At 61.3% G+C, this 24,666-nt stretch carries 32 protein-coding genes; 3 read left to right on the forward strand and 29 right to left on the reverse strand.

All coding sequences use genetic code 11. The annotated features are described in order from the left end of the window. Positions 1 to 117: 117 nt before the first annotated feature. Together ACYCCG_RS01790 and ACYCCG_RS01795 are read right to left on the reverse strand one after the other, a co-directional pair. Positions 118 to 324: a hypothetical protein gene (locus tag ACYCCG_RS01790; RefSeq protein ID WP_275967042.1), complete on the reverse strand. Its 207-nt coding sequence runs from the start codon at positions 322 to 324 to the stop codon at positions 118 to 120. After that, complete coding sequence (locus ACYCCG_RS01795; protein ID WP_392524866.1) at positions 321 to 614, reverse strand: hypothetical protein; 294 nt, start codon at positions 612 to 614, stop codon at positions 321 to 323. Before ACYCCG_RS01795 ends, ACYCCG_RS01790 begins: the two co-directional genes overlap by 4 nt. Positions 615 to 757: 143 nt before the next feature. On the opposite strand from ACYCCG_RS01795, the gene ACYCCG_RS01800 reads away from it, so the two are divergent. Continuing rightward, positions 758 to 1,087, forward strand: a complete 330-nt coding sequence (locus ACYCCG_RS01800; RefSeq protein WP_459669226.1) for a hypothetical protein — start codon at positions 758 to 760, stop codon at positions 1,085 to 1,087. A 27-nt stretch (positions 1,088 to 1,114) separates the two neighbouring features. On the opposite strand, the gene ACYCCG_RS01805 is transcribed toward ACYCCG_RS01800, so the two are convergent. Genes ACYCCG_RS01805 through ACYCCG_RS01835 form a run of 7 tightly spaced genes read right to left on the reverse strand, consistent with a single transcriptional unit; the run spans position 1,115 to position 8,639 of the window. Beyond that, on the reverse strand, positions 1,115 to 1,627 hold the full coding sequence (locus tag ACYCCG_RS01805) for a DUF2514 domain-containing protein (RefSeq protein ID WP_459669227.1): 513 nt from the start codon (positions 1,625 to 1,627) through the stop codon (positions 1,115 to 1,117). Further along, positions 1,624 to 2,250, reverse strand: coding sequence for a glycoside hydrolase family 19 protein (locus ACYCCG_RS01810; RefSeq protein ID WP_459669228.1), 627 nt, complete (start codon positions 2,248 to 2,250; stop codon positions 1,624 to 1,626). Before ACYCCG_RS01810 ends, ACYCCG_RS01805 begins: the two co-directional genes overlap by 4 nt. A gap of 9 nt (positions 2,251 to 2,259) precedes the next feature. After that, positions 2,260 to 4,224 carry an SGNH/GDSL hydrolase family protein gene (locus ACYCCG_RS01815; RefSeq protein ID WP_459669229.1) on the reverse strand — a complete coding sequence of 655 codons (1,965 nt, stop codon included), beginning with the start codon at positions 4,222 to 4,224 and terminating at the stop codon, positions 2,260 to 2,262. A 56-nt stretch (positions 4,225 to 4,280) separates the two neighbouring features. Further along, positions 4,281 to 7,334, reverse strand: a complete 3,054-nt coding sequence (locus ACYCCG_RS01820) for a host specificity factor TipJ family phage tail protein (protein WP_459669230.1) — start codon at positions 7,332 to 7,334, stop codon at positions 4,281 to 4,283. After that, positions 7,331 to 7,708, reverse strand: coding sequence for a hypothetical protein (locus ACYCCG_RS01825; RefSeq protein ID WP_459669231.1), 378 nt, complete (start codon positions 7,706 to 7,708; stop codon positions 7,331 to 7,333). The genes ACYCCG_RS01820 and ACYCCG_RS01825 overlap by 4 nt, the downstream gene beginning before the upstream one ends. Positions 7,709 to 7,710: 2 nt before the next feature. Further along, positions 7,711 to 8,190 (reverse strand): DUF1833 family protein, encoded by a 480-nt coding sequence (locus ACYCCG_RS01830; RefSeq protein ID WP_459669232.1) that lies wholly within the window; start codon positions 8,188 to 8,190, stop codon positions 7,711 to 7,713. Beyond that, positions 8,187 to 8,639, reverse strand: a complete 453-nt coding sequence (locus tag ACYCCG_RS01835; RefSeq protein ID WP_459669233.1) for a transposase — start codon at positions 8,637 to 8,639, stop codon at positions 8,187 to 8,189. Before ACYCCG_RS01835 ends, ACYCCG_RS01830 begins: the two co-directional genes overlap by 4 nt. A gap of 134 nt (positions 8,640 to 8,773) precedes the next feature. Between ACYCCG_RS01835 and ACYCCG_RS01840 the strand changes: the two genes are divergently transcribed. After that, complete coding sequence (locus tag ACYCCG_RS01840) at positions 8,774 to 8,989, forward strand: hypothetical protein (RefSeq protein WP_459669235.1); 216 nt, start codon at positions 8,774 to 8,776, stop codon at positions 8,987 to 8,989. Here the strand turns inward: ACYCCG_RS01840 and ACYCCG_RS01845 are convergent. The 17 genes from ACYCCG_RS01845 to ACYCCG_RS01925 form a co-directional block, all read right to left on the reverse strand. Continuing rightward, positions 8,977 to 9,399, reverse strand: a complete 423-nt coding sequence (locus ACYCCG_RS01845; protein ID WP_459669237.1) for a hypothetical protein — start codon at positions 9,397 to 9,399, stop codon at positions 8,977 to 8,979. The genes ACYCCG_RS01840 and ACYCCG_RS01845 overlap by 13 nt on opposite strands. 16 nt (positions 9,400 to 9,415) lie before the next feature. After that, entirely contained in the window at positions 9,416 to 9,562 is a 147-nt protein-coding gene (locus tag ACYCCG_RS01850) for a hypothetical protein (RefSeq protein ID WP_459669239.1), read from the reverse strand. A gap of 89 nt (positions 9,563 to 9,651) precedes the next feature. Then, on the reverse strand, positions 9,652 to 10,101 hold the full coding sequence (gvpU, locus tag ACYCCG_RS01855; RefSeq protein WP_459669240.1) for a gas vesicle accessory protein GvpU: 450 nt from the start codon (positions 10,099 to 10,101) through the stop codon (positions 9,652 to 9,654). Between the two features lie 62 nt (positions 10,102 to 10,163). Continuing rightward, on the reverse strand, positions 10,164 to 13,085 hold the full coding sequence (locus ACYCCG_RS01860; protein ID WP_459669242.1) for a phage tail tape measure protein: 2,922 nt from the start codon (positions 13,083 to 13,085) through the stop codon (positions 10,164 to 10,166). Between the two features lie 57 nt (positions 13,086 to 13,142). Further along, positions 13,143 to 13,442 carry a hypothetical protein gene (locus ACYCCG_RS01865; RefSeq protein ID WP_459669244.1) on the reverse strand — a complete coding sequence of 100 codons (300 nt, stop codon included), beginning with the start codon at positions 13,440 to 13,442 and terminating at the stop codon, positions 13,143 to 13,145. 47 nt (positions 13,443 to 13,489) lie between these two features. Continuing rightward, on the reverse strand, positions 13,490 to 13,741 hold the full coding sequence (locus tag ACYCCG_RS01870) for a hypothetical protein (RefSeq protein ID WP_459669245.1): 252 nt from the start codon (positions 13,739 to 13,741) through the stop codon (positions 13,490 to 13,492). A gap of 110 nt (positions 13,742 to 13,851) precedes the next feature. Next, on the reverse strand, positions 13,852 to 14,337 hold the full coding sequence (locus ACYCCG_RS01875; RefSeq protein ID WP_459669247.1) for a hypothetical protein: 486 nt from the start codon (positions 14,335 to 14,337) through the stop codon (positions 13,852 to 13,854). 57 nt (positions 14,338 to 14,394) lie between these two features. Continuing rightward, positions 14,395 to 15,564, reverse strand: coding sequence for a phage tail tube protein (locus ACYCCG_RS01880; RefSeq protein WP_459669249.1), 1,170 nt, complete (start codon positions 15,562 to 15,564; stop codon positions 14,395 to 14,397). 94 nt (positions 15,565 to 15,658) lie between these two features. Beyond that, positions 15,659 to 15,859, reverse strand: coding sequence for a hypothetical protein (locus ACYCCG_RS01885; RefSeq protein WP_459669250.1), 201 nt, complete (start codon positions 15,857 to 15,859; stop codon positions 15,659 to 15,661). Continuing rightward, the gene (locus tag ACYCCG_RS01890; RefSeq protein ID WP_459669251.1) at positions 15,852 to 16,031 is read right to left on the reverse strand and encodes a hypothetical protein; all 180 of its coding nucleotides are present in this window, start codon (positions 16,029 to 16,031) and stop codon (positions 15,852 to 15,854) included. The genes ACYCCG_RS01885 and ACYCCG_RS01890 overlap by 8 nt, the downstream gene beginning before the upstream one ends. Before the next feature lie 109 nt (positions 16,032 to 16,140). After that, positions 16,141 to 16,545 carry a phage tail terminator-like protein gene (locus ACYCCG_RS01895; RefSeq protein WP_459669252.1) on the reverse strand — a complete coding sequence of 135 codons (405 nt, stop codon included), beginning with the start codon at positions 16,543 to 16,545 and terminating at the stop codon, positions 16,141 to 16,143. Next, a complete protein-coding gene (locus ACYCCG_RS01900; protein WP_061203083.1) occupies positions 16,542 to 16,970 on the reverse strand; it encodes a hypothetical protein in 429 nt (142 codons plus the stop codon). The genes ACYCCG_RS01895 and ACYCCG_RS01900 overlap by 4 nt, the downstream gene beginning before the upstream one ends. Before the next feature lie 3 nt (positions 16,971 to 16,973). After that, on the reverse strand, positions 16,974 to 17,354 hold the full coding sequence (locus ACYCCG_RS01905) for a glutamate 5-kinase (RefSeq protein WP_459669254.1): 381 nt from the start codon (positions 17,352 to 17,354) through the stop codon (positions 16,974 to 16,976). A gap of 3 nt (positions 17,355 to 17,357) precedes the next feature. Continuing rightward, positions 17,358 to 17,750: a protein singed gene (locus ACYCCG_RS01910; protein WP_459669255.1), complete on the reverse strand. Its 393-nt coding sequence runs from the start codon at positions 17,748 to 17,750 to the stop codon at positions 17,358 to 17,360. 39 nt (positions 17,751 to 17,789) lie between these two features. Beyond that, positions 17,790 to 18,371 carry a hypothetical protein gene (locus ACYCCG_RS01915; protein WP_121161729.1) on the reverse strand — a complete coding sequence of 194 codons (582 nt, stop codon included), beginning with the start codon at positions 18,369 to 18,371 and terminating at the stop codon, positions 17,790 to 17,792. Positions 18,372 to 18,420: 49 nt separating this feature from the next. Beyond that, a complete protein-coding gene (locus ACYCCG_RS01920) occupies positions 18,421 to 19,389 on the reverse strand; it encodes a major capsid protein (RefSeq protein ID WP_016711278.1) in 969 nt (322 codons plus the stop codon). Positions 19,390 to 19,401: 12 nt separating this feature from the next. Next, positions 19,402 to 20,112: a hypothetical protein gene (locus tag ACYCCG_RS01925; RefSeq protein ID WP_459669256.1), complete on the reverse strand. Its 711-nt coding sequence runs from the start codon at positions 20,110 to 20,112 to the stop codon at positions 19,402 to 19,404. 109 nt (positions 20,113 to 20,221) lie between these two features. Here ACYCCG_RS01925 and ACYCCG_RS01930 point away from each other — a divergent pair, with 109 nt between their 5' ends. Then, the gene (locus ACYCCG_RS01930; RefSeq protein WP_459669258.1) at positions 20,222 to 20,689 is read left to right on the forward strand and encodes a hypothetical protein; all 468 of its coding nucleotides are present in this window, start codon (positions 20,222 to 20,224) and stop codon (positions 20,687 to 20,689) included. An 18-nt stretch (positions 20,690 to 20,707) separates the two neighbouring features. Here the strand turns inward: ACYCCG_RS01930 and ACYCCG_RS01935 are convergent, their stop codons facing one another. The 3 genes from ACYCCG_RS01935 to ACYCCG_RS01945 are packed head-to-tail and all read right to left on the reverse strand — an operon-like array spanning position 20,708 to position 24,664. Next, positions 20,708 to 21,754: a minor capsid protein gene (locus ACYCCG_RS01935; protein WP_459669259.1), complete on the reverse strand. Its 1,047-nt coding sequence runs from the start codon at positions 21,752 to 21,754 to the stop codon at positions 20,708 to 20,710. Then, positions 21,744 to 23,168 carry a DUF4055 domain-containing protein gene (locus ACYCCG_RS01940; protein WP_459669261.1) on the reverse strand — a complete coding sequence of 475 codons (1,425 nt, stop codon included), beginning with the start codon at positions 23,166 to 23,168 and terminating at the stop codon, positions 21,744 to 21,746. Before ACYCCG_RS01940 ends, ACYCCG_RS01935 begins: the two co-directional genes overlap by 11 nt. 8 nt (positions 23,169 to 23,176) lie before the next feature. Beyond that, positions 23,177 to 24,664, reverse strand: coding sequence for a terminase (locus ACYCCG_RS01945; RefSeq protein ID WP_459669262.1), 1,488 nt, complete (start codon positions 24,662 to 24,664; stop codon positions 23,177 to 23,179). Between the last annotated feature and the right edge of the window lie 2 nt (positions 24,665 to 24,666).

Genomic DNA, 24,666 nt, shown 5'->3' on the forward strand with positions numbered 1-24,666 from the left:
TGCAACGATGTCTAACGATGAAGAACCGAACAGAACAAAGTCACTTCAAAAGTCACTGGCCCAGGCCAGCCCGCCCACGGCGTTCTGCCGACCGTTTCCCTTCCTTTATATAGCTACTCATAGAGCTGCCCCATCAAGCGCCCACAGCCTGGCCGACTCGACGATCTCCAGCATGTCGACCAGGTCGCCCTCATCGACTTCCTGTCTCCGGTGAGCGGCATAGGCCATTTCACTGAGCACAGCCGCACGCCCATCAGGATCAGTTATCAGGGCCGTCTGGTCGTCCAGTTCCGCCACCCAGGCCTGTGGTATTCCCACCATCATTCTGCCCTGCACCACCAAGACTGCGCGTAGAGCACGCCGTCGACCTCCTCCACCCCGTTGATGTTGATCCCGAGCTGGGCCATGCCGTTGACCTTGGCATCGTGCAGCCGCGGGATGATGTCCGGCCCAGGCGACGGGTTGAACACCCAGGCCTGTGTCGAAACCCGGCCCAGCGGCTCGCTGTGGTGATCGCCAATGTGGATGTCGGCCCGGATGGGTGTGATCTTGCCGAGCTGGCTTGTTGGGATTGCCACGCCATTCACGCGACGGCGAACGAGGAGGAAGTACATAGGGCACCAATACTGTATATCGATACAGTATCGTAAGCACATGGGCTCAAGGGAAGCAATCTCCGACGGCTGGCTATGCATAGTCCTAACACCATAGGCCGGCAGTGATGCTAAATTGCCACTCTCATCTTTCGGAGGTGCACATGGAAAACATCGACACTATCTTCGGTATTGCCGCGTCCGCAGCGGCGATCATTGCCTCAATTGTGGCAATCGCTCAGTCCAGGTCTGCCAAGAACCAGGCAGAAGCTAGCGCAATGATCATCACCAAGCTTGAGCAACAAATCGCAGAAATACAGAACCAAGCAGGACGCGATCTCAATCAAGTTCGAGGCGATCTAAACCGACTGGAGCAGAAGGTTGTGGTAATCCAAAACCGACCAATGTCGGGCATCTTCGGGGATGGCATGATTTCGAGTGGTAATGGCGGAGCAGGCTTCGCAGTTATTCATCGCGGACCGAATGAAAACTAGGGCATAAGCCTAGTAAGTACCGCACGATCAGTTGACCAAGGCGTCATATTCGCGCTCGCATTGCTGCCCGGCAATGCGGGCACGGTCATAAGCTTTCGCCAGTTCTCCCGCTCGAGCATCAGCCCGTGCGAGCAGGTCGGAGAGCACCATGGCGGCGCGGGTGGCTGCCTCGCCTCTGGTGACAGCGGCGGTATCCGTGCCGGTGCAACCGACGGTGGCAGCGAGTTGATTGGCGTCGCTGCGCAGCCGCTCGCTAGCAGTATCGGCGTCAGCAGCACCAGCATCAGCAATCGTTCGTTCTTCCTGGGCATGAGCTCTCGCCTCCTCCTGCGCCTCGGCGCGTCGTTGTTCTTCCTCTCGCGCCTGGGTGACGGCGCGTCGGTCGCGCTCCGCCACCTCCAGTCGGTAATCGGATAGCTCCGACCTTGCAGCCGACGCCTCCGTTTTCCCCGCTCCTATGCGTATTTCCTGACCTCCAGCCACCAGCACCAGGGCGATCAGCCCCCAGCACCAGGCAGGAACAGCGCTCAGCCAGTTCATTCCAGAACCCGCAGCGCCAGGCCATACAGAGCCAGGCGTTCGGCGGCACCGTGCGGGGTCTTACCTGGCTGACCAGTGTTGATGATGCTGCCGATGTCGCGGATGCGACCCGCGTCAGCCATTTCGTTTAGGCCTCGCTTCGCCCACCACCATGCGGCGGATTGGGCGGCGTGTTCGGCCTGCTCGAGCAGTTCAGGCTCATCTTCGAGCGGCAGGCTCAGGCCAGCGCCGGTCTCGCGGTAGTTGCTGCGGCCGGTAACCTGCAGCAGGCCGCGCCCACGGAATCGCCAGCCGTCGCCGGTGGACTCCGGGCCATTCCCCATGCGCCCGCCGTACACCTTGTTGGCGATCCTCTCGGGCTGGCGGGCGTATGCGGAGGCGTTCTGTGCGGTGAACCGCGTTGGCCAAGTGCGAACGAGCGCCTCGGCGCTATAGTTCAGGTTCTCGACCAAATTGCGTAGTTGGCCAGACTCGTGCCCGATCTGGGCTAGGAACGCGGCCTGGCGGATTCGGCTGTCGATGCGCCACCTGGTCATAGCCCGGTTAAGTGCTGGCAAAAAAATGCCCGCGACTGGGCGGGCTTTAGGGAGAATCTGCAGCAGCTGCTGCTCGGTAATTTGCATAAGCACCTCTTACATTGCTACCCAGGCGCCACCGGTCCACTTCCACCAGCCGACAGTCCCGGTCTGCAAAAACAGGAATCCCTCAGGCGCGGCAGTGATGGCCGTTCTGGTTGCGATCGGGCCCACGTTGGGGATTGAGCTGTTGACTGCTATCCCTTTCAGACCAAGTGATACGTCTTGCATCACTGTTTGGATGGCTTTGGTGCCGTCAGTGACGGTGATCACCTGGCCCGGGATGAACTGCGAGCTCGACACCTCAGCCGCCGAATAGCACAGATCGACCGGGAACTCGGCCGACGAGTGCGTGGCCACCAGGTACAGATCCGACGTGGCGTGCGATACGCGGAAGTTCGAATAGCTACCATCGAAGCGCGATGCGATCGAGTTGATCGCAATCGTGTTGCCTCGGGTCAGGGTGGTGGTTGATCCGCCGTTCACCAGATACCCGGATTCAGGGCCGTCGGGGCGGTTGAAGATTGCCGAGAACGGTCCTGCAGCTTGGAAATGAACCTCGGTGCCCGCAGGAATCTTGACCGAGTACGGGTAGAACTGCTTCAGGTAGGTGTTCGGCGTTTGCACCACGGTCAGTGGCTTGCCAAGGCTGTGACGCAGGCCGGAAAGGCCGAACGACACATCAATGCCGATAGCGCCCCGGCGGGCCTTGTTGACCTTGAACTTGTCACGCGGTAGGCCGTACTCCTCAACAATCACGTCACACAAGACCTGCGAAATCATCCGAGTAGCCGGTGCTTGGTAATGGACGTTGTCAGGCCAGAAGTAGTAGCTGGGCGTATTGGCTAACAGGTTGTAGAGCGTGACGAACCGGACGCCGTAAAAGTCGCACATCCGCTTCAAGCTGCTGTTCCAGGTAACTGCTTTATCCCGGTTCGCCTGCGTGCCGTGGTACGGGATGGACTGGACGATCGGACGGATGCCACCAACCAAAAGGCGCTCGATCTGCAGCCGCATGTAGTCCAAGTATTGCTCACGAGTGAAGCCTTGGGCGATATCGTTGGTGCCCCACGCCAGAACCATCACCTGCGGCTGAAAGGTGTTGATGGCGTTCTCCAGGCCGTTCCAGCCGAACTGGGCAGTCTCGCCAGGAGAACCATCACCACGTACACGCCCTTCAGCGTAGTAGACGTATTCGCGAAGCTTCATCTCGACGTTAGCAGGTGTTGAGCCCTCGCCCAGCAAGCTGACCCGATTGGCACTGGCATCGCAAAACGCCGTGTTCGAATCCCCCCAGAAGGCGACGACGGGACCGACTTTCCAGAAGTACGAGGCGTCAAACTTCTGAAAAGCCTCCTGAGGCAGAAGGATTCCATCAATGATCTGATCGTGAGCCAGTTGCGGATCACCTCCTGGGAGCATTGCCCTCACGAATCCACGCGTCTCCATGTCCTTGCCTTTGGACGTGACGGTCGTGGAAATTGGGTAAACGCCAGCGTTGATGTCAAACGCCCAGGCTGTGTTGATTCCAGCATTCAAGTTGCCCGCCTGGTCAGCGGTTCCCGTGCCAGTTGCGCCTGAATCACGAGCGTTGGGAACAAGCTTTAGGGACAGCTCCTGACGAAGGTAAGCGTCACCTACCGGAACGAAGCTGCCGCCCTCAGTGGTCCAGTTTCCGGTTGTGGTGTATGGAAGGCTCAGGACGGGGCTTGCCCGGTAAAATTCACCGTCTTTCCGGAAAATCTGGTTATAAGCGGTCAGATTGATGCCAGCGGCATAGTCGCCCATGAAATGGTATGCGCTATCAGCCATGAACTGATCAAACGCTGCCTTACGGTCATCCTGAGCTGCATCAAACAGCTGCTCCATGCCTGCGAAGGACTTCCTTGTCACGCCCAGCCTGTCGATCCAGGTCGGCGCGGTCCCATTGGTTGCGAGGTCCAGATTTCCTGCGTTGTCATATAGATCGAATGGACTGCTGGAACCGTCCGGCTCAACTGGGTTTCCGGTGTTGTATCGCATATTTTCTCCGGGCATGAAAAAGCCCGCACAAGGCGGGCATGCTCGATAAGGTCCGGTCATGCCGGTGGGAATTGGTCGTCGTAGGTGTAAACCCGGGCGTCGTAGGGCATGCCCTTCATCGCCGTATTGCCGTTGGCTGGGTCGGAACTGGTGACCAGCACCGGGTAGGCCCAGCGCGAGGCCGGTCCGAACAGGATGTGAGGCGGCTCAAGCGGGCCATCCACTTCTGGGGTGAAGTCGAGCGCATCGACGCGGATGGTGTAGGTATCGATCTGAGTGGCGGTCCATGGTCCTGAAAGCGTGCCGTCCAGCTTGCGCACGCCGATCCGGTGCTCGCCGCCGGCGCTGAAGTCCAGCGGCTCAGACGAGGTCAGCAGCGTTCCCGATCCGGTCACCTCGAAGGCAAGCAGAATCGCGCTCTGGCACCGCTTGGGCGCGTCATCAGCAACGGCCGCGAAGCTCAGATAGCCGCTGTTGCTGCCGTCCATCTCGGTTTCCCAGGTATAGATGTCGGTCCGGAACTTCTGGTGGCCACGCCGGCGCATGCCGATACGCCAGGCCCGGGTCTCATCGCTGATGCCCGGCATCTTTATCTTCTCGACCTTGGTGCCAAGGTCCCCTGGCCAACGGCACTCGACCGTTTCCCACGCCCAGGTGGTGCGCGAGAAGTACTCCACATCCACGCCGTCGAAGTCGTTGATCGACGGCATGGCGCCGCTGATCTTGAGCATCTTGGTCATGTTCTGCGGCGAGTAGGTCTGAGTTTTCGGGCCGTAGGTCACGTCGAACGCGGCCCTGGCACCGTCCCGAACCGGGCGCAGCAGGCCCCGGAAGGTCACCAGCTCACCGAAACCGCACGCCAGCGCGTTGTTGATCATGTCCTTGACGGTGATCGTCGAATCCAGCGTTTCGTCGTAGGTGTCGCCGCGGGCAACGCAGATGTTGTTGAAGGCCTGCCACTCGGGCAGATCCAGGTCATCGTCCGTGTAACCGCGCTGCTTCAGCTGGTAGATGCACCAAGGCACGATGTCGCGGCTTGGTCCGGTACCACCCTCCATCAGCGGGAGAATGCGAGTCGCCTCAACGCTGACCTGGCTCTCCGACTGTGCAGACAGCCGGTCACCGCCACGGATGTTGCAGGTCATCACAGTGAGGCCTGGATAGCTGGTGGGCGAGTTCTGCATCCGCCCGCGCAGGTCCGTCCAGGTGGCGTCATCCCGCGCTTCATCGTTGATACGGCCGGGCCGGTCCACGTACTGCTTGCGAATACGGGCCTCGGCTCGCATAGCGTATGGCAGCGTGATGCTCTCAGTGAAGCCTTGGGCATCAAGCGACCCCCCCACGTTCATGTACTGGATCTGCGTCCAGGCGCCGGCCGCGTCCATGTCGCGGTATTCGAACACGTAATAGGTCGGGATCTCGTAGATCTGGCCTTCCCGACCGATGCCGCACAAGCCATTGGCGTAGGTTACCGACCATTCCAGCTCGGTGACCTTCTCGTTGTCCGGGCAGCAGGCGAATGGCCCACGGTAGCCACCCTGTAGGTTCGAGGCGTCAAGCGTGATCAGACCGTTCACCGTCTGCATGGCGTTGAAGCCAGGCCAGCCTGCGTCAGTCGAGCCGGACGAGGTCAGGCGCTCAACCTCGAGCAGGCTTGTGCTGAAGGCCGTGATCCGGTACCGGAGACCACGGGGCCCTATGGTTGCGAGGCCCTGGCCCAGCGCAAGCCCCACAACCGGCGCCCCGCCATCGTAGTCCAGCGTCATTTCCGCTGGCTGCTCAGGAATGGCACTGGTCGTTGCAGTGCCGGTCACTCCAACCGGAGACGATCCGAGGATGGTGGATGCACCGGTCGCTGTGATGGCCTGGCCGGCAAACGGGGTAAGTTCAACGAAGCGCAACAGACCGCTGCTCTGCTGCGCCTGGAATGGCGTACCGCTGAGCAGGGTATTCAGAGCAGACACCAGACCGGCGAGGTCGGTCGTTGCCGTGTTGAGCGTGATCGGATACGTGGACGCGCCGCGGACTAGGCTGAAGCTCAGCGGCGTGACGTCGAAGTCGTACCTACTGGGCGCAGCAGAACCGGTCAGCGTCGACGCGGTGCCGGGGTTGGCTGGCACGCCAGGGCTGTATGGCGTGTAGCTGTTGACCACGTACAGGCCAGCGTTCGCCCCGGCTACCTCAATGAGCATCCCAGCCGTGGGATTCAGCATTTCCAGCGGGCCACGGATGATGTCGCGCCCGGCGCCACCGTCGATCACCGTGTAGGTGTACGGTGCAAGCACGCGGATGATGATCCCGTTCGACCAGTCGGCCGGGAACTGGCCGGATCCGGACGGCACGCTGATCGTATCGTCAACGAACTGGTACGCCGAAGCCACTGCCGACCTGGTGAGGTCGGTGGCCATGGTCAGCTCAAGGCCGGCCGAGCCGCTGGAGCTTGCCCCTACCTCAGGAACGTTGAACCAGTTGATGTGGGCTGGGTCGCCCGACAGATCAGCGCCTGGCGGGTAAATCGTGAACGTTGCATCGGATCCCAGAGAGATCAGCGGGGTTTCGCCGACCTTGACCTTGGCCAGCGGTACGTCGTACTCGCCCTCGCCGATGTACAGCAGCATTTCAACGCGCTGGTCACGCGGAGCGACATGCGCCCGGCGGGGCTGGGTCAGATATGACGGATATACCCGCTGGTGGCCCGCGATCTGGCGCACCGGCTCGCCAAGCTTGACCTTGTTGCCCTTGGCGCTGGCTTCGGTCAGGGGGTCACCCTGCTGGGTGCCGGCGCTGGATGGCATGCCGGGCATCTTGGGCATGATGGACTTCAGCACCGCCTTGGCGCCTTTGAACAGCGCGAAGGTGATGGAAAACGGGTCTGTGCCCTTGGGCTCGCGGTAGATCTGCAGAAGGTCGGCAGGCTTGAACTTCACCTTGTGCCACAGGTGCTGGTCGATCAACTCGTCATTTAGCACAACGCTGATCGGCGGGCTTTCCCGGCGCTCATAGGACGGCGCCAGCGACTTCAACCACTCCTCGATGGACATGCGGCGGTCGGTCTTCCAGGTGCCGAGCGGCGCCGTGTCACTCAGCTTGTTCGGATAGAACTCGATCATCGGTAGTACACCACTTTCGGGTGAGCGGCCTCGAACTCGCCAGTCGTCCGGAGGCAAGCGCCGCCGGGGTTTGTGTCCAGAACCTTCAGGCGCCCTTCGCTTTCCACGACCACGCCGACATGCAGGCACAGCGCGCCGCGGAACGCGGCGGCAATGGCTCCAGGCTCAGGGGCGCACTCCTCCATGCCTTGGCGCAGGTCGTGATATGCGGCGGTATTGGCCCTGAGCTTGTCCTTGCCCACGGCGCCCAAGCTGGGCAGCAGCGGCAGGCCGAACACCTGGTGGCGAACGGCGATGCACATCCCCCAGCAATCGAAGGCAATAGGCCCCCGTGCACCCTCGCGATACGGGGCGCGCATGAATTTCTCGATCATGGTTAGAGGTACTTCAGGCCAGGTGCCAAGGTGGTGGTCAGGATGGTGCGCAGACCATTGGTGTTAAGCAGGTCGAAGAAGCCGGCGGTGAGCTTGGCTACATCGTCCTCATACTCGCGACTGAGCAGCGTCATGCGGTACCGCTCTTGCGGGAACGACAGGTCTTCGGCTAGGTAAATTCGGACCGTGGTGATGAACCTATTGCCCGCCGTCTTGGCTGCCTCGACGACCTCCTGCACCTCGCCAGTGACGTTATCCAGGCCGAGCACCAGGTTCTGAAAAGCGCTGTTGTCGTTCTTGGGAAGGGCCACATCCATGGCCATTGCCACGAAGTTGAGCGTACGCCCGTCTTCGGTGGTGCAGACCCGATCCTCGTAGCCCGAGCAGTAGAGATGGGTGGCTGGGCTTCCCTCCTCTCTGCCCTCAACCGTGAGGACCAACTCACCTCGGCCGGAGGCATAGCACTCTTCGATCAGGCTCATGCTTCAGGCCACTCCTTGTTCATGGCGAGGTCGATGACGTTCTTGTTCAGCCAGTACTGCGGGAACTGTTCCCAGCCATCCGGGATCAGTGGCCGCTCTTTGAGCTGCACTACCGCCGAGTACCGCCACCGGGTTATCTGCGTCAGGTCGGGTCCTGCAGGAATGCTCTTGAAGTGGGCCTCGTAGGTCGTGAACCCGGCCGGCGTCTGCAGCTGGATCTCGAACCACTCCATCCCGTTGTTGATGGTCCGCGCATACCACGCCTCAAATAGGCCTGCCTCGGCCTGGCTGAAGTTGAAGTTGAACCGCACTTCGGTCGGGACGTAGCGGTGTCGAATCCGGTATCGCGACCGGCCGGTGACCATCTGCGTAGCCCGCATAGGATCAACCGTGCTCAGCCCATACCCCTCCTGCAGAGGAAGTGGCAATTCTGCCGGGTATTGAATCATTGCCATTCCTCGTCAAGGGCATGGCCTAGATAGCAATGTGATGGCTATCTGACCTATGCTCGACCGCCTCCGCTTCCTGGGCGTGAGGGCCCAGCAAGGGAAGTGGGGTTTCATAGGTGAATAAGGAGAGAAACATGACCGGACGACACAACGTCGCCAGAGACGAACTGAACAAGTTCAAAGCGCTACTTGGCCAATACGGGGAGCTTGATTCTAAGGATGAGCGGTGCAACGCATTCCTTCATCAAGCCCTAGGCCGCCTAGGATCTTCGATCGATCTCATCCTGAAGGACATCGAGCGCATCAATGACGAGCGGTCGAGCGCACAATCAGGAGGTCAGGAGGGCTGACAAATCTCGGCGCTTGGCCCCGCCTTGCGCCGAACCTTGATGGACGCGTCATCTCGCACGTCACGGCTTTCCTGAATCGACTTGCGAGCACGAACGTGCACGAGGCCCTTGCTTTCTACCTGAATCCCGTGCTCGCTGGTATCAAGAGACTGCTGAGTCCACGAGCCCTTGAACGCTGGCGCCCAATCAGAACCGTTCTGCGACGTTTCCACTTCGAGCTCGGACGTGGCAGGCAAGATCTCGCCATCTCGGGTGATGGTTGCTAGCCCGCACTGGAAGCACACGCCCAAATCGAAGTCAGCCAAGTCGACCGGCTCACCGCGGGTTATTTCGACCCAGTCATGATCCAAGAGGAATGACTTCGCCCGACCAACTGGGAATTTGGTTGCTACAACTGCTTGCTGTTCCATGTGTAACTCCTGATTTTTATGTGAGAGGGCTGAGGCCCAGCGCTTCCTCGATGCGGGCCATTCGCCTTTGCTGCAGAAGCTCTTTCTCGTCGGGCTGAGCAGGCTCAGGGTCGGGCACAGTCGCGCCCGGCCCGCTCTCGGCCTCTTCGGTTTCGGTAGTCATGGTCTGCTCTTAGGCTGGGTTTCGAGAGAATGCGGTATGAGTTGCACAGCGCCCATAAAAAAGCCCCGATCTTCGGGGCTTTCTAATCTTTACTCTGCTTTTTCTAGCTGGCCAAGGCTGAACCCTGTTACTTGGCTCAGCCTTCCACGCCAAACCATCCCTGCCCCCTTGCTCGAAGGTATTGATCCACTCGGAGTCCAGAACTGAGCATTGATCAGATGGATGAAGATGGTGTTGTTGGCATCAGGGGATTCATCTTCTTCGTAGTACCTGCTACCAATACTGCGAAGAGTTTTACGTGTCCCCTCTGCTGCCTCGGGAGTGAAGCGGGACACGAACTGCTCGGTATAAGCATCAAAGTACTCTTTCCCTGAAACCAGCACCCCCGAGATCATGCCGCCGGCCATCCAAAGGGTGATCGGCTGGTGGAAGTCCTTTGCTAGATTCGCATGAGTAACGAGGTGCTGCAGCAGCCAATCCCTGTCCACCTTGTCATTTACCTTGGCCGCTTCAGCGGCCAGATTTACTGCATTTTCCATGAAACATCCTCCGTGAGTGGAAAGGCATTCTATGCACCAAGCGTGGCCATATGCCACCCACGTTACCCGCCCTGCCGCTTCCATCCATAGGCGCCCTCTCCAGCATCCACAACATCGCCGTAGCCTGCTGCAAACTGCCCGGCGACTTCCTGAACGGCCCGGTCGGTTGCCTCTCGGATAACAAACTCAAGATCTCCGTTCGGCATACGACGCTGCTCCACCTGGGCGGTGGTGTGGTTCTGAATGTAGATATTCTGCTGAATGCTGGATGCCCCGGACGACCCGGCCTGCGTTGAAACTACAGAACCTCCGCCACCAGCTACCGATACCCTCTCATTCGAGTTGATAGCCTCCAGCAGAGCCCGGTTACGCTTGGTGGCCGCGGCATTCACCACGAACTCGCCGTCGCTCAGGCGGGCCATGATGCTGTCGGAGGTTCCGGTACCGGCGCCGGACACGTACCCACCGGTGGCGAAGCCCGGGATCACGGCCAGGCTGGACGCCAGAGCCGTGGTCGAGGTCAGCGCGGCCGCTGCAGGAACGGAGTTGGCGCCCAGAGTTGCCAGGGATGCCATTGCCGCCGCCGGCGCCCAGGCCGTGGCCGTGGTACCCGCCAGGATCATGCTCTGACCAGCCGCGGCCGTCCCCAGGGTTGCGTTCAGCGCCGCATTCAGCGCCATCTGCACGCCCATCTTCACGAAGCCCGCGATGATGTCGCGCACCACGTTCGAAGCGATGTCGCCCAACGTGCTGAATGACAGCTGCCCATCCATGATCGCGTCAGTGATGTCGGTGGAGATGTTGTTGAACGCGCTGGAGAAGATGTACTCCGTCTGCCCGGCTATGTCCCGCGCCTGGTTGCCGAAGTTCTGCACCGCTGCCGTCCACCCGTTGATAGGGTTGAGCATGGCCTGGTCCATCTGCGCCCAGCCGGCCTGCATCGCTGCAAGCTGCTGAGGCAGGAACTCGTTGATGGCGTCGATCTGGCCTTGGAGAGCCTGGCGCTGCTTCTCGTCCGTGGCGTTGGCCAGTTCGGTCTGCAGTTGCAGCAGGCGGTCGTTGGTCTGCATCTCCAGATTCAGGCGCTGCTGCATGCGCGAGGCCTGGAGGTCGCCCATGCCGATGCTGGCTGCATCAAGCGCGTACTGGTCACGCTCGTTGGCCAGCTGCTTCTGCAACTGGGCGCGGTACTGCTCGACGGCTGTCAGGCCCTGGGCGCCCTTGATGGCTGCTGCGTAGTTGATCGACGCCTGGGCCAGCGCCTTGCTGTATTCCTCCTGGGTGATCTTGCCCTTGCTCAGGGCCAGGTCGAGTTGGCCCTGTTCCTTGGTCAGCGCCCGAGCAGCCTGCGCAGCCGGGTCGTACTGGCCATACAGGCGAGCGAAGGTGTTTTCCGCCTCGGCAACGCCGCGATTTACGTTCTTCGGCGCGTTTTTCTTCGCCTCGCGGGTTTTAATGTCCGCGATTTCCTGCTCGATGTTCTTGCGCGACTGGGCGTACTTCGCCTCCTCGGCAGAGGTGAACACCCCGGCAGCAACAGCCTTTGCGCGAGCCTTGTCGAGGTCGGTCAGTTCCTTGTTCAGCCGCTGAGTCTGCGTCAGCGAGCTTTTGTAGGTCGTATCCAGGTCCTGCAGGCCTTTACGACCCTCTTCCTGAATACGGCGCCGCTTCTCTTCCTCTTCCAAGGTTTTCGCGTTGGTCTGCTGAATTCCCTGACGCTGCTTCAGCTCAGCCTGAAGATCTGCGATCCTCTCCTTGGCATCGTTGTCCTCTATCTCGGTGCCGAGAGTGCTCTGAAGGTAGGCAATCTTCTGCTGCAGCCTGGTGATGGCTTTGTCTTCGCTCTCTACACTCTTGCGCCCAATGCTGGCAAAGGCATCCAGCACCTCATTGGTGGCATCTTTGATATTGAGCCATCCGCGCTCGATAGATCCGAGGTTCTCGCGAATCTTAGAAGTGCGCTGACCCATTGCCTCGGCATAGGTGCGCTCCGCCAGGTCGGCGGCTGCCACGGCATTACCCTGATCCGACAAGGCCTTGATCTGGGCGTAAACCGATGCCGTCAGAAATCGGTATTTCTCATCCAGCTCGACGATGCCGGCGACCGGGTCTTTGCCGAGCTTGATGAACTCGGCGACTGTGTCCTCTACAGCCTTTCCTGTCACGCGCTGCATCTCGACAGCGGTGGTGGTGATCAGCTTCAGGTTGCCGGTGGTGTTCGCGCCAGCGGCCGTCAACTGCGCCAGTGCGCCTGCGGCCTGACCGAACGTTCCGGTTACCTGATCAGCCGAATCGGCCAGACTGATGAGCTGCGCCTCGGATGCCTTCGAGAAGTTACCGGTCAGGATCAGGCTGTCGCGCAAAGCGTCAGATTGCTCAGATCCTTTGTAATACGCCAGCCCAAGTGCACCTGCCGCAGCGGCCGCCACAGTGAATGGGTTGACCAAACCAAGGATGTAACCACCTAGCGCTTGGGCAGCCGGGCCGATTCCGCCGAACATATCCTTGAGTTGGCCGCCCTGCTGGAGGAGAACCGTAAGCGGGGCCTGGCCGCCTTGCAGACTGACCGCAATGTCGGTGAACTGGGCTGGAACCCCACGCAGCGCGGCCTGATAAGCCTTGGCCGACATTCCGGCCTTGTTCATTCCTTCCGAAGTTTCGCCAAGTGCATCCCGCATCGTATTGATGCGTTGCGTGTACTCGACGAAGGTGTCGCTTTCGACGATGCCAGCCTTCTTGAACTTGGCCAGCCTCTCCTGCATGTCGTCAAGCCGGCCAAGAGCGGCCGTGGTCGGATTGATCTGCCCAAGCAGCTGCGTGAGAGCCTTGCGCTGATCGTCGAGGCTCTCAGAAACCCCTTCTGCCGAAGCTGCAGCCGCGTCACCGGCGCGCTCCATCTGTTGAAGTGATCCAGTCAGGTCATCGGCGTTACGCCTGGCGCCTCGGGAATCGATCGTCACCGCAAGGCGGGATTCTTGCGCCATGTCATTCTCCGGGCATAAAAAAACCCGCACAAGGCGGGCATTCTGTGAATCGATACTTCAGTTATACGCTTCGTAGCACTCTCGGTAGGCGGCGTTCTGGAATTCAGATATTGCGGTGGCCCGCTCCTTCGAATCCTCAAAAACGCGAACCTGGTAGGCCTTCAGTACCATCGCGTCAGAAAATTTGCTTTGGTCGCCTACGGATGCCATGGCGTCCTCAAGAAGATCGCCATCTTGGCGTGCCTCCATTGCCTTTCCGGCCATTGCCGATATTTTTTTGCAGGTCTCGACCCCGCTCGCGGCGAGGGCCGGAAAAGGCATGCAGACAAGGGCGGCGATCAGTAGCGTTCGATTCATGGCTTCCTCCATAAAGATGGCCAGAATCTAACACACGTGCTCACCCATCAGCGCTTCCTTGGCCTTCCATTTCCTTCGGATTCAGCCTGCGCTTTCTCCTGCTGCTCATCCCAACGCCGGCGAAACTCGTCGTCCAGGGCGAAGATGGCGGCATCGAACTCTTCGCGGCATATCACCGAGGGGTAGCGATCGAGGTATTCGGCAATCGCGACCGGTGCAATCGGGGCCGGCGCGCCCATCATGCCGACGTACTGCCGGGACCGACCGATGTGACCGTAGGCTTCAAGGATCTCGGCCACCACATCGTCGATGTCTGGCGGCTCTTGGGCCTTCAGCCCGAGGCGCTCATGCTTCCAGCGCTTTTTCTCGTTTTCCGGCCCGGCCCAGTCCCTACCCCAGCGATATGCCGCTACTGCTTTTCCGCAGTGGCCTGGGCCTGCTCCTCGATGCGCTTGGCGATGTCCAGGGCGGTGCGCAAGGCCAGGAAGTAGATGCTGGGCAGCTGCTCGATCAAGGCCTTGCACAGCTGCGGGGTGTACTTAGCGGGCTCGCCCGGGCGCTCTTCGACGTCGATGCCCTGCCAGTCCTTGATCAGGTGCTTGGCAGCCAGGTCGATGAACAGGTCGTCGTCGGTTTCGAGTTCGACGTCGGGGATGGAGTCGATGGTGAAACCGGCAGTGCCCACCCCGGCCTGCTGGTTCAGCGCGGCGAGGTGCCGGCGGATCACGGCCTGGTGAGACTTGTAGATCGGGTTGGCGATGGATGCGACCAGAATCGAGGCGGTATCCGGCCCCTTGTCGCATTTCACGGCCAGGCCGTCCGGGCCAACCTTGAAGTGCACCCAACGCTCGCCGTTGATGTCCAGCTCAGGCTTCTTTGCAATGGTGATGCCCATGGTATTCCTCTGCGGTAAAAGGCCCGACGCACACCGCAGGGCGCGCCGGGCAAAGGGTTAAGCGGTGACGGTGACAGCGCAGGTGTCGGTCTTGGTGCCGTCTGCAGCGCTGGTCGCGGTGATGGTGGCGGTGCCCACGGCCAGGCCGGTGACAAGGCCGGTCTCGCTCACGCTGGCGATGGCCGGGGCGGAACTGGTCCAGGTGACCTGCTGGCTGGCACCGGCCGGAGTGACCACAACTTCGAGGTCGCCGGTGTCGGCCACTGCAACGCTCAGGGTGGCCGGAGTGACATCCACGGCAGCCACAACGATCGGCGCCGGCAGGCGGGTGATGGTCGGAGCCACGCGGCGGGCGGTGTAGTTCAGTTCCACCTGGATGATGTCGGTCGAGCCGCCATCAGGCCAATCGGCTGTCACTTCCATCTCAGGTATCAGGAACTTGTATCCGCCGTCGGCGTTGCCGATGGTGAATTCCAAGCTGATCGCGTCGCTGCCCTTCTGGGCCTTCCACAGCTCGTAGGCCATCTTCGACCAGCTGATGGTGATCGCGCCGGACGGGGTGAAGGTGGTGGCAATGATGTTGCCCGGGTACGGGTTGCCGTTGCCGATGCAACGCTGGGTCTGCACGTTGTTGTCGAACTGCAGGTTGAAGCTGTCGACGCAGGCGTTACCCTCGCCAACCTGGACCCCGTTGATACGCAGGCCGCTGATGTCTTTGAAGCTGAACCGTCGCTGGCTGGACTCGGGCTGGGCGTTGACGATGAACGACGTGTTGTCGCCCTTGTCGTCCCAGGAGCGCGCCGCCATGGTCATGGTGACCGTGACTTCGTTGTCGCCTGGGAAATCGAAGTTCATGTTTGCGACTTGCACGCCACGAGCAATGGCCGACACACCGATGTCGGTCGCGTAGGAGGCGATCGAGAAGGTGATGCGGTCGTCGCCCATGGTGAGCTGGTTGCTGGCCCAGGCCTTGCCGAAGCAGGAGGCCATGAACTCGTCCAACGCGCCGAAGCGCCACTTGGTTTCGATATCGCCACCCACATCCACAGTGGTCTGGGCCGTGCCCTGCGACATCCGGGTGAAGCCGATTTCGTTGTTCTCTTCCGAGTTGAAGGTCGGCATCAGGCCGTTGCTGATTCGCGTCAGCACGTTCCAGTCGCCGGCCGGGGTCACGCCGGGGGTTACTTCTTTGATCCAGGCCAGCTGGACCTTAGCGCCCGAACTCATCGGTGCCTCCTTAGATCGTAGTGATCCGGGGAGGCGTGGCGACCAGAGGGGCCTTTCGGCGTGTCTGGTCAGCGTGCCCGGTGGTTCAGGTTGTTCAGATATTCAGTTCGACCTCGACGGAGGTCAGGATTTGCCGGCTGACCTCGCCGAAGGTGGTGAGGTCGGTGTACTGGAGATTGACGTACTCGACGCTGAGCCCGGTCTTCTCGTTGAATGCCTTGATCGCGCCATGAATCTGCTCGACCAGGATGCGGCGCTCTTCGCGCACCTGGTCAATGGTCATGCTTTCACTCATGGCTGCTCACCTTGATGATTGTTGGGATTGGGTCGCCAAGCGCCCACACAACCTGCTCCCCATCAAGCAGATCGGGCTCCTCGCGTGTTGCGCTGCCGAACGGGCCGCGCTGATCGTCGCGGATGAAGTAGCTGGAGCGCTCGACGACCTTTCCGTCAATTCGAACTTGCATCGCCCCCCTCCTTTGCCGAGAGCCAGCGTTCCCAGGCGGCAAGCGCAGCCTTAGCCGCGCGGATCAAGCTGCGGTGCAGCTCCACGGTTGTTTTGGACATGCTTGCCTCTCAGTAGGCTCGATATGGAACGCGAACGTTGACCTGGTACCATCCGTTCCCGTCATCGCCGACGCCCTGCGGGGACGCCTCGAAGAAGTCGAATGGCCCTTCCGGCGCGCTGTAGTACTGGAACTGGGTAACCAGCGTGTCCACGGCCCTGGTGATGACCAGGGTGCCGCTGTAGCTGGGCACGAACAGTTGGATGACGACGATGCCGGTCTGGCGCACACAGGGGCCGATTCCGACCTCTGGCGTGCTGCTCAGGCCGGGGATGTCCACCAGGCGGGCCCAGATACTTCGGCCGGCAGGATCAAATGGCTTCGGCGGGTTCGGGTAATCCACTGCATCAGCAGGGATCCCGGTCCATTGCGCCATGCGCCCGATGACGATGGCTCGAATCTGTTCGAAGGTCATGAGTAGGCCTGCGAGACGCCATTGAACGACACCGCATAGACGCCTCCAGGCGCCTGGGTCGAATGGCCGTCCTCTAGTTTCTCGGCATAGGGCAAGTTCGTCTGGATGTAGATGACCGTGAAAGGCTCAAGACCGGATAGCTGACGCTGCCCTTCTGCGATCGTTTCCGATCCAACCTTGTCGATTTTGGTCGTCTGGGTGTAGACAGGCGCCCCGATACTGACGATGTGACTACCCCTGAATCTTCCTCCCGAGTAGCCGGGCGGTGGCGGGCTCTTCCAGAGATCAGGATTCCCTACAGGCGAACGCAGAACGATCTCCCCAAGCATCGCCATGGCTATCGCCCTGGATCGCTGTGTCAGCGCATCCTCAACTACGCCGGCAAACGCACTTGGTGGCGTGCTCCACCCTCTCCCCTTGGCCATGAGTCACTTCCTCAGCTGGATCTCGTAATGCGCCTTGGCCGGGTCTATGCCTGGGCTGACGATGCGATACGTGGCCGGCTCGCCAGTGATGAGGTCGGGCGCCGTGATCTGGTGCCCCACAGCCGGCTTGTCGGTGACCTCGTTGGCCAGGCAGATCAGCAGCACGTCGCCCACCAGGATGTTCAGGCCGTCGATGCGCCGGCTGTCGTAGCTGTCGAGCACGCCACGGCCTGTGTAGGTCACCGGCTGGGCGGTGGTGGTCTCGCTTACCGGGTCCCGGACGCCTGGCCCCATGTAGGTGCCGGTGAATGCGGATACCGCATCAGCAAGATCATCGTCGAAGGCCTCGGCTAGGTCGGCCTGGATCTCGTCACGGATGCCCATGCCCTACCCCCTCGAAACGCGGAACGCGAATGGATTGCTGCGCCAAGGAGTGAGCAGGGACAGCGCCAACTGAACGCAAGCGGGCTGCGCAGTCTGGCTGGTCTTGTCGATCGAGCCGAAGGTCTTGCTGGTCGTTACCGACCCGGCCTTGACCGTCTTGGCCTCGAGCGAGCCCTCAGTCTGCTGCACGTACAGCTTTCCTTGGGAAGCGCACTTAGCCAGCCTGGCGCCGGCTTGCTTCACGTCGCCCGGGATGTCGTCCATGTCGATGCCGACCAGGTTGAGCGACGTCAGGTAGGCATTCGCCTCGAAGACCGCTTCTTCCTTGTCGGCGTCAGGCGCCCAGCCAGTCCCGAGGATTGAATCCACGTCGGCCACGGTGATGTAGGTAGCCATCAGGCCTCCGCTTGAATGAGTGGGGCCGCAGCCCCGGTGTTACTTCTTGTCGAGCTCGTCGACCAGCTTCTGTAGCGACTCTTTCGAGGCGTTGGCGCGGTAGGTGACACCGGCCTTGTCCAGCGCAGCCTTCAAAGCCTCGACCTCGGGATCGGCAGCCGCAGCCTTGAGGGCTTCGATCTGCTTGATCAGCTCGGCCTTCTCTTGCTCCAGCGCGATGACCTTCTGCACTTCACCGTCGCGCTCACGTTGCAGGCTGGAGACCCCGGCATTAACTGCTTCGAACACTTCGAAGAGGCGCGATGCGGTTTTGCCCAGGTCGCCCTCCGGGCGCTCAAGGCTCTGGACGGCGAACGATTCGACGATCACGCCGATGGATTCCAGCTCAGCGGTCAAGAGGTCGAAATGGTCCGGGCTCAGGCCGCCAGCCTCGACAACCACAGCCGAAACCAGCAGTTCCGGGCGGATGGTCACCTCGGGAACATCCTTTGCCTCACCCTTACGACTCGAAGCAGAGTTGGCATCGACGATGACCAGTCCGTGCTCCTTGGCCAGAGCCTTGATGTCTTCCTGGTACTGGTGGAACGGGCCGGCCAGATACCAGATGTTGTTCTTGCTCATGCGCAGATCCTCAGCAGGCCAGGCCAAAGGCCCAGCCCGCCACCAGTGGTTACTTGGAGGCATCACCAATCAGAGCCACACCGGCGGTGTGCTTGATGCTGGTAGCGGTCTTGTCCCAGTTGGTGCCGGTGGCGATCTCGGCATCGGTCGGGGACTTGCCGCCGTTGACGGTGTCCCAGGTGTAACCCTTGAGGCCAACGCCGAAGGTGTAATCCACCTGCAGAGTGGTCTCGATGCGCTCCTTGCCGTTGGTGGTGCTGACGTTGCTGATCAGATCGCGACCGTCGTGCACCAGAGCAGCGCCCTGAGCCAGGGAGAGGATGATTTCCTTGTTCGGGGTGCCGGTCTGCATCAGCGCCGGGGCATCGGTGACCACCGAGACTTTGCCCAGGATGTCGACAACGAGAACATTGCCGGCCTGGAACAGTTGCTCGGAGTTGGCCAGGGCCTGACCGATTAGCTTGTGGTAGGTGGTGCCCTGCATGACCTGGGTGATCAGGTTCTGGCTGGCATCGCCGAACTTGGCGTGAGCGTTGTTCAGGGCGGCCTGCGAGATACCGGCGGTTGCCGACACGTCGTTGACGGCCGAGGCTTGGGCGGTAATCGCGGCGACCAGGGCGGCGATGGCGGTGTTCAGCTGGTCCTTCAGCAGGATCTCAGCGAACGCGCGGGACGCGACCTCGATGCCTTGGGCGGTCGGGCGCTCCAGCCAGGTCATCTGCGAAGGCTCGTAGCGAACCGGGCCGAAGCCGCCAGCGACCTTCACCGAGGAGTTTTTCAGTTCGGTCAGGTCGGTGATCGGCGCAGCACCGTTGGCGGCGTAGCGATCCACGCGGCGCTGAGCAGCGGCCAGAGTCTGGAAGAACGACTCTTGGAGGAAGTCGCCGGTGAAGCCGTCCGGGGACAGCACGATGGCGCCACGGCTGGCGGCGTTGAACGCAACGAGCATCTGATCCAGCGTCTCGATGGTCGCCGGCATGATGTACTCGTTGAAAACCTGCATTTGCGACAGGGACATAGGTGTTTTTCCTTACGATTGAGGGAGGTCTGGGAACCGGCTGGCGATTGCCGCCGTGCGTTCCGCTTTGGTACCGCCGAAATTGCCTTTTGCGGCCCCGCCGCCCTTTCCAGCACCTCCGGCCCCGCCGCCAGATGCCTTGCTGCCAGCGATCAGCGGGCCGAAGGCCGGATCGTTGGTGAATTCTGCTTTCAGCTCGTCCAGCGTTGCCGCCGAGAGCTTGCCGGCCGCGTCCAGCACGACAACGGTGGGTTTACCGTCGCGCTGCTCGACGCTCAGCCGGCGTTCGATGTGGGGAAGCAATGCCTTGGCGCTGCCTGGCACGGCCAGAGCAGTCGCGATCTCGGTAGCGGTGCGGCCCACGGTCAGATCCCGGATCTGGCCTTGCAGGGTGTTCCGCTCGCTTTCCAGCGCCGAGCTCAACTCAGCCTCGCGGCGGTTGTACTTCTCGGACCAGGACTTCTCGAGCTCCTCGACGTTGCCCGACTTGCGGGCAGCCTCTTCGGCCTCGGCACGCGCCTTTTCTTCGGTCTCACGGCGGGCTTTCTCGGCAGCCTTCTTCTCGCCCAAGAGCTCCTCCACCTTGGCCTTCAGGCCGGTGACATCCTCTTGCTGCGGCAGCCCCTCGATGCCCAGGACGAACTTGCCGTCCTTCTCGACGTACAGGCCCTGGATGGATTCTTCGACGCCTTCGAGGCTGTCCAGTTGGAATTTCAAGGTCATTGCTGTCTCCCTGAGACGTTGAGCAGGCCCTGCCTGCAAGAAAAAAGCTTGAAATAAATCTACGTCGTAGCTATATTGCATCCACGACAAAGCAAAATGGAGTCACCCAATGAGTTCTGTACAGTTCATTCATGGCGATAATGGCGAGGCTGTTTTTGCTGTGTTGCCTATCGAGATGTACCGCTCTCTCCTCGCAGGCGGCGCTGGATCAGAGGCCTCTGCCTCATCACATCCGCTTTTGAATGAGGATCAAACGATGATCAAACTGCCTTACGGTGGCCCTAATGCTTATCTCCACATCCCGGACCTTCTGAAGTACTTGAAGGACAATGGAATCAAGCACCTCGCTATCAACCAGCGCGCTCAGATTTTGGATAACTTTCCGCCTGAGCAAGCGATGACGCTCGACCCAATCATCCGCCGCGAGTTTCTTGGCGACCTTCGGTACAGAAACACGATGCAGGCAACCACCGAGGTGGTAGATGCTCTAGTCGCATCGGGGCACTTCCGGCGCGTTAAGAAGCGCTACGAAGGCGTGTTTGGCCGTTCTGTGAATGCACTGGAAGTAGTCGAGTAAGAAGTACGTACGCCGGCCTCAATCGAGGCCGGCTCTTTGGAATGCCATCGGCTCCCGCTCTCGCAGCTGCTTGAGGGTCAGGGTCCGGCCGTCGTCATCGACAAACCGGTCGATGGTGAGCTCGCCCTTGCTGAACAGCTTGTAACGAGCCGGGCCGAGCACATCCTCTTGGAACGCTGCCGGCTGGCGTGCAAGCCATTCGCCGTAGGTGGTCTTGCTGCTGACCTGTTCGGCGCCCTCAGGGCCTACCGCTGGGCGAGTCGAGCCGGGTATCTCCCGGGCAAACTCGTCCTTGAGCACCGGTATCTCGGTGGTCCGGCAGTTCCAGTGGAATGGCGGCGACGGCGCTGTCATTGGCACCACCGTGCCATCCAGCGCACGGCAGAGCGGCGTGGTCCTGCCGTCCAGCGTGGCGACCCGGCGCTTACCCTTCAGGATGTCGTCGTTGTCGGCCATGACCTGCGACCTCGCCGAACTGGCGATATGGTTGGTCATGGTCCGAACCAGCGCCCCGGCCTGGTCGCGCTGCTGCACACCGAGCGATGTGAGCCGGCGGGTGATCTGGCCAGTTGTCTCGCCCAGCGCCGAGCCCATGCGAATCTCGCTGATGATCTCGGCGCTCTTCTTGGTGCCGTACTGGTCGAGCGCGCCATTGATGCTGATGCGCTGGCGACCCTTACCGACCTCCAGGTCGAGGGGGTCGGCTAGTGCCGCCGCGGCGACCTGCTCGATGCTTGGCCTGTTCAGCTGGACGACTGCTTTCACGACCTTGCCCAGCAGGGCCATGTTGAATTCAGCCTCGTAGCCGCCGAATTCGGTCAGGTCTAGTACGGCTTGCTGCTTCATCTCGCCGTAGACGCCCGCCAGCTCGCCCTGTAGCTCTTGGATCTGCTTCTCGTACCGCTGGGTGCCGTACCGGCTCAATCCTTCTGATACGCGTGATTTGGCGGTGCCAATGGCCTTGGTGATGAACTTGGCCAGGCGCTTGAGGCTTCCCCCGGCGTAGCGCTGCACGTGCACCTGGTGGCGAGTCGCTGCGTCGGACAGGTAGCCGTCACTGCTCATCCTCCCCGCCTCCGGTGTCGTTGCCGGTCACCGGCGGCTGTTGGGCGATCTCTTCGTCGATCTTCTCGTCGCTACGGTCTGCCTCGAGCACACCGCCCTGGCGAAGGTTGGTGCGCAGGTCCGACTTGGCGATCAGGCCCTGCTGCCAGAGCTGAACCTGGGCCAGGATGTCCTGGGCGGTCATCGTCTCGTCGAAGAACGATTGGTTGAGCCAGAAGACCGTGCCTTCATCGTCCGGCTCGCCCATCATGAAGCGCTCGGCGTCGAGAATGGCCCGCTTCAGGGCCTCCGAAACGTTGCCGGCAATGGTGCCCAGCACGCTGTTGTCCGAGCTGTAGCGAATGCGCACCGCCTCAGCCGTCTCGGCGCCGCCCGCCTTCTGGACGATTCGCGCGCCGATCATCAGCATCTGCTCTTCCTTGTCCTTCAGCAGCGTGCGAGCCAGTTGGCTTTCGGTTGCCTGGACGAGGGTCGCAGTACCGCTCTTGCCGAGGTTGTAGCCGCGGGTAGAGCCGATGTGCATGCCGTTCGGGTTCACCTTGGCGAACTCGTCAGCGCTGATGTCGGTGGTGATGAACAGCGTGGGCTGGCTGCTGATGAAGCCGCTCTCCTCCACCGTGGCGCTGTTGCCGTAGTGCAGGATGTTCACATCGGCCAGGTCTTCCAGTGGGGACTTGTCGACGCTGGCGTCGTTGTTCTGGGCGCCGTAGAAGCTGAAGAGGATGTGATCGAACGGGCGGCCATTCTTGTCGAGCGGCGCGACCTCGGTGTAGGTGTTGCCGTCTTCGGCGTAGACGCGCTGGACGTAGCGGCCATCAACCAGCAGCAGCACGCGATATTGGGTGCTCGTTGTGCGCTCCAGGCTGTCCGGACTGAACACGGACACGCACTCCAACAGGCAGACATAGACCAGGCGCTTCACGCCATCGACCACCTGCTCGTCCCAGTCGATGATCGACTCGGCGCCGTAGTGGTGAATCAGCGCGCTGCGGCCCTGCATGTCAGCCATCGAGGACACGCCCTCAACCGCAGGGAAGTCCACGAGGAAGCCGCCCCGGCCAGCGTCCAGGCATTCGCCCACGGCGTCCTTGGACAGCTGCTCCAGGCTCGTACCGTCGCCGCTGGCGTTCTCCTTGAGGTACTCGACCCCGGCGGGCAACTCCAGCTCCGCAGTCTTGCGGAACACAGCGCCCAGCAGGCCAGTGCGCGTGCGCCCGGTGATGTTCAGGAACATCGCCCGCTTCTTGTACTGCTTGTAACGCGCCTGGTTCTCGGGAGACTTGTTCTCCGGGTCTGGCATCGGCAGGTAGATATCGTGCTTGCGCACCTCGCGGGCGCCCGCCACGCAGCGCTTGACCAGCTGCCAGCCGGGCAAGGCCTCCGAGTACTCTGCCCGGGGGAGGAAGTTAGGCATGGATGGCCTCAGAAAGTGAACGAGATTGGAACGTGCTTGACCACGGAGCGCTTGGTCTTGGCCACGGCGAAGTAGCGGAAGGCGTCGGCCGGGTGGGAAGACCAGTCGTGCAGGGGCTTGTCCTTCCAGCACCCGCGCTTGTCGTCCCACTCCTTGCGGTAGCTCTCCAGAGCGGTGATGCCTTCCTCGCACTTGGCTTCGTCAAAGGCGCAGTTGGGCAGAATCTCGCGCGCCTGCTCGATGCCTTCGTCAACACCAAGCTTCGGCACCACCTGGAAGGTCATCCGATACACCTGGCCGTCGATCTCGTAGCCCTCTCGCGCGAGTTCGCGTCGAGTCTTGCCGTCGCTACCAAATTCTCGGTTGTCGATGTCGTGGGGGCCCCAGTGCTCGGCGTACTCGTATCCGCGATCCTTCAGCACCTTCATGTAGTGCCGTAGGCCTTCACCGCTGTTCTGGTAGAAGTCGACAACGTGGTACTCCTCACCGACGATCCGGACGAACCAGATGGCCGTGGAGTCGCCCACACCGATGTCCCAGAAGGTGTGCACCGGCAGGTGGCTGTTGTCGGGCAACTTGCCAATGCGCTGGGCGGCGTAGAGCTTGGTGAACTGCTTGGCGTAGTACGCGCCCTCGATCGTCTGCTGGAATGCCTCGGCAGGGATCGACGGGTACTCCCGCTTCATGTCGTCGCCGAGGGTCTTTTCCTTGGCGGCGTACCAGGCGCGCTGGCCTGGGTTGGTGACGATCCCGTGCTTGGCGGCCAGGTCGTCGAAGTACTTGGCCAGCCGGTCTGGGATAACTACATCGGTCGGGTCAAGCCAGTAGAGCGGGTTCCGCCACCAGCTGAAGAAGAAGAACTTCCAGTCCAGCAGGCCCAGGGGAACGCCGGCCAGCTGTTGCTTCTCGGCAGACTGGCTATAGTCGAAGAAGTACCCGGCCCGGCCCTCTGCCGTCGATTCGATGGTGACGAAACACTCAGCGGCCACGGCCTCGAACGCACCGGTCACGATCTCCCGCGCCTTGTGCGGGAACTTGGCGCAGATCTTCCCGAACTCGGAAACGTGCAGGTAGCGCAGCGTGCCGCCCCGGAAGGAGGTGGACACGTACAGCGACCCGCCCTTGCTGAACACCAGTTCGCCCGCGGCGTCGTTACGCGCCGGGTTGGCCGCCTTGATCTCTTTGGGCAGGTGATCGTAGGCGTACTTCACCTTCTCCCGGAACAAGCGCTTGGCGTCGTTCAGGGTGTGGGCGATCAGGGCGCACTTGGCGGCCTCGAACAGCGCGGCATCCAGCTGGACGATGCAGACCAGCGTGGTGAAGCCCAGCTGGCGGGCCTTGAGGATGATGTTGCGGGTGTGCATCCCCTGGAAGTAATCGACCTGCTCCTGGGTCATGCGAAAGCGGACCTTCTTGCCCTGCTTGTCCGTGATGAAGTACAGGTTGTTCAGTCGCCAGAACCGATCCCGGAGCAGTTTCATGTGCTCGGGCTTCATGG

This window comes from Pseudomonas sp. VEM90 (assembly GCF_054611535.1).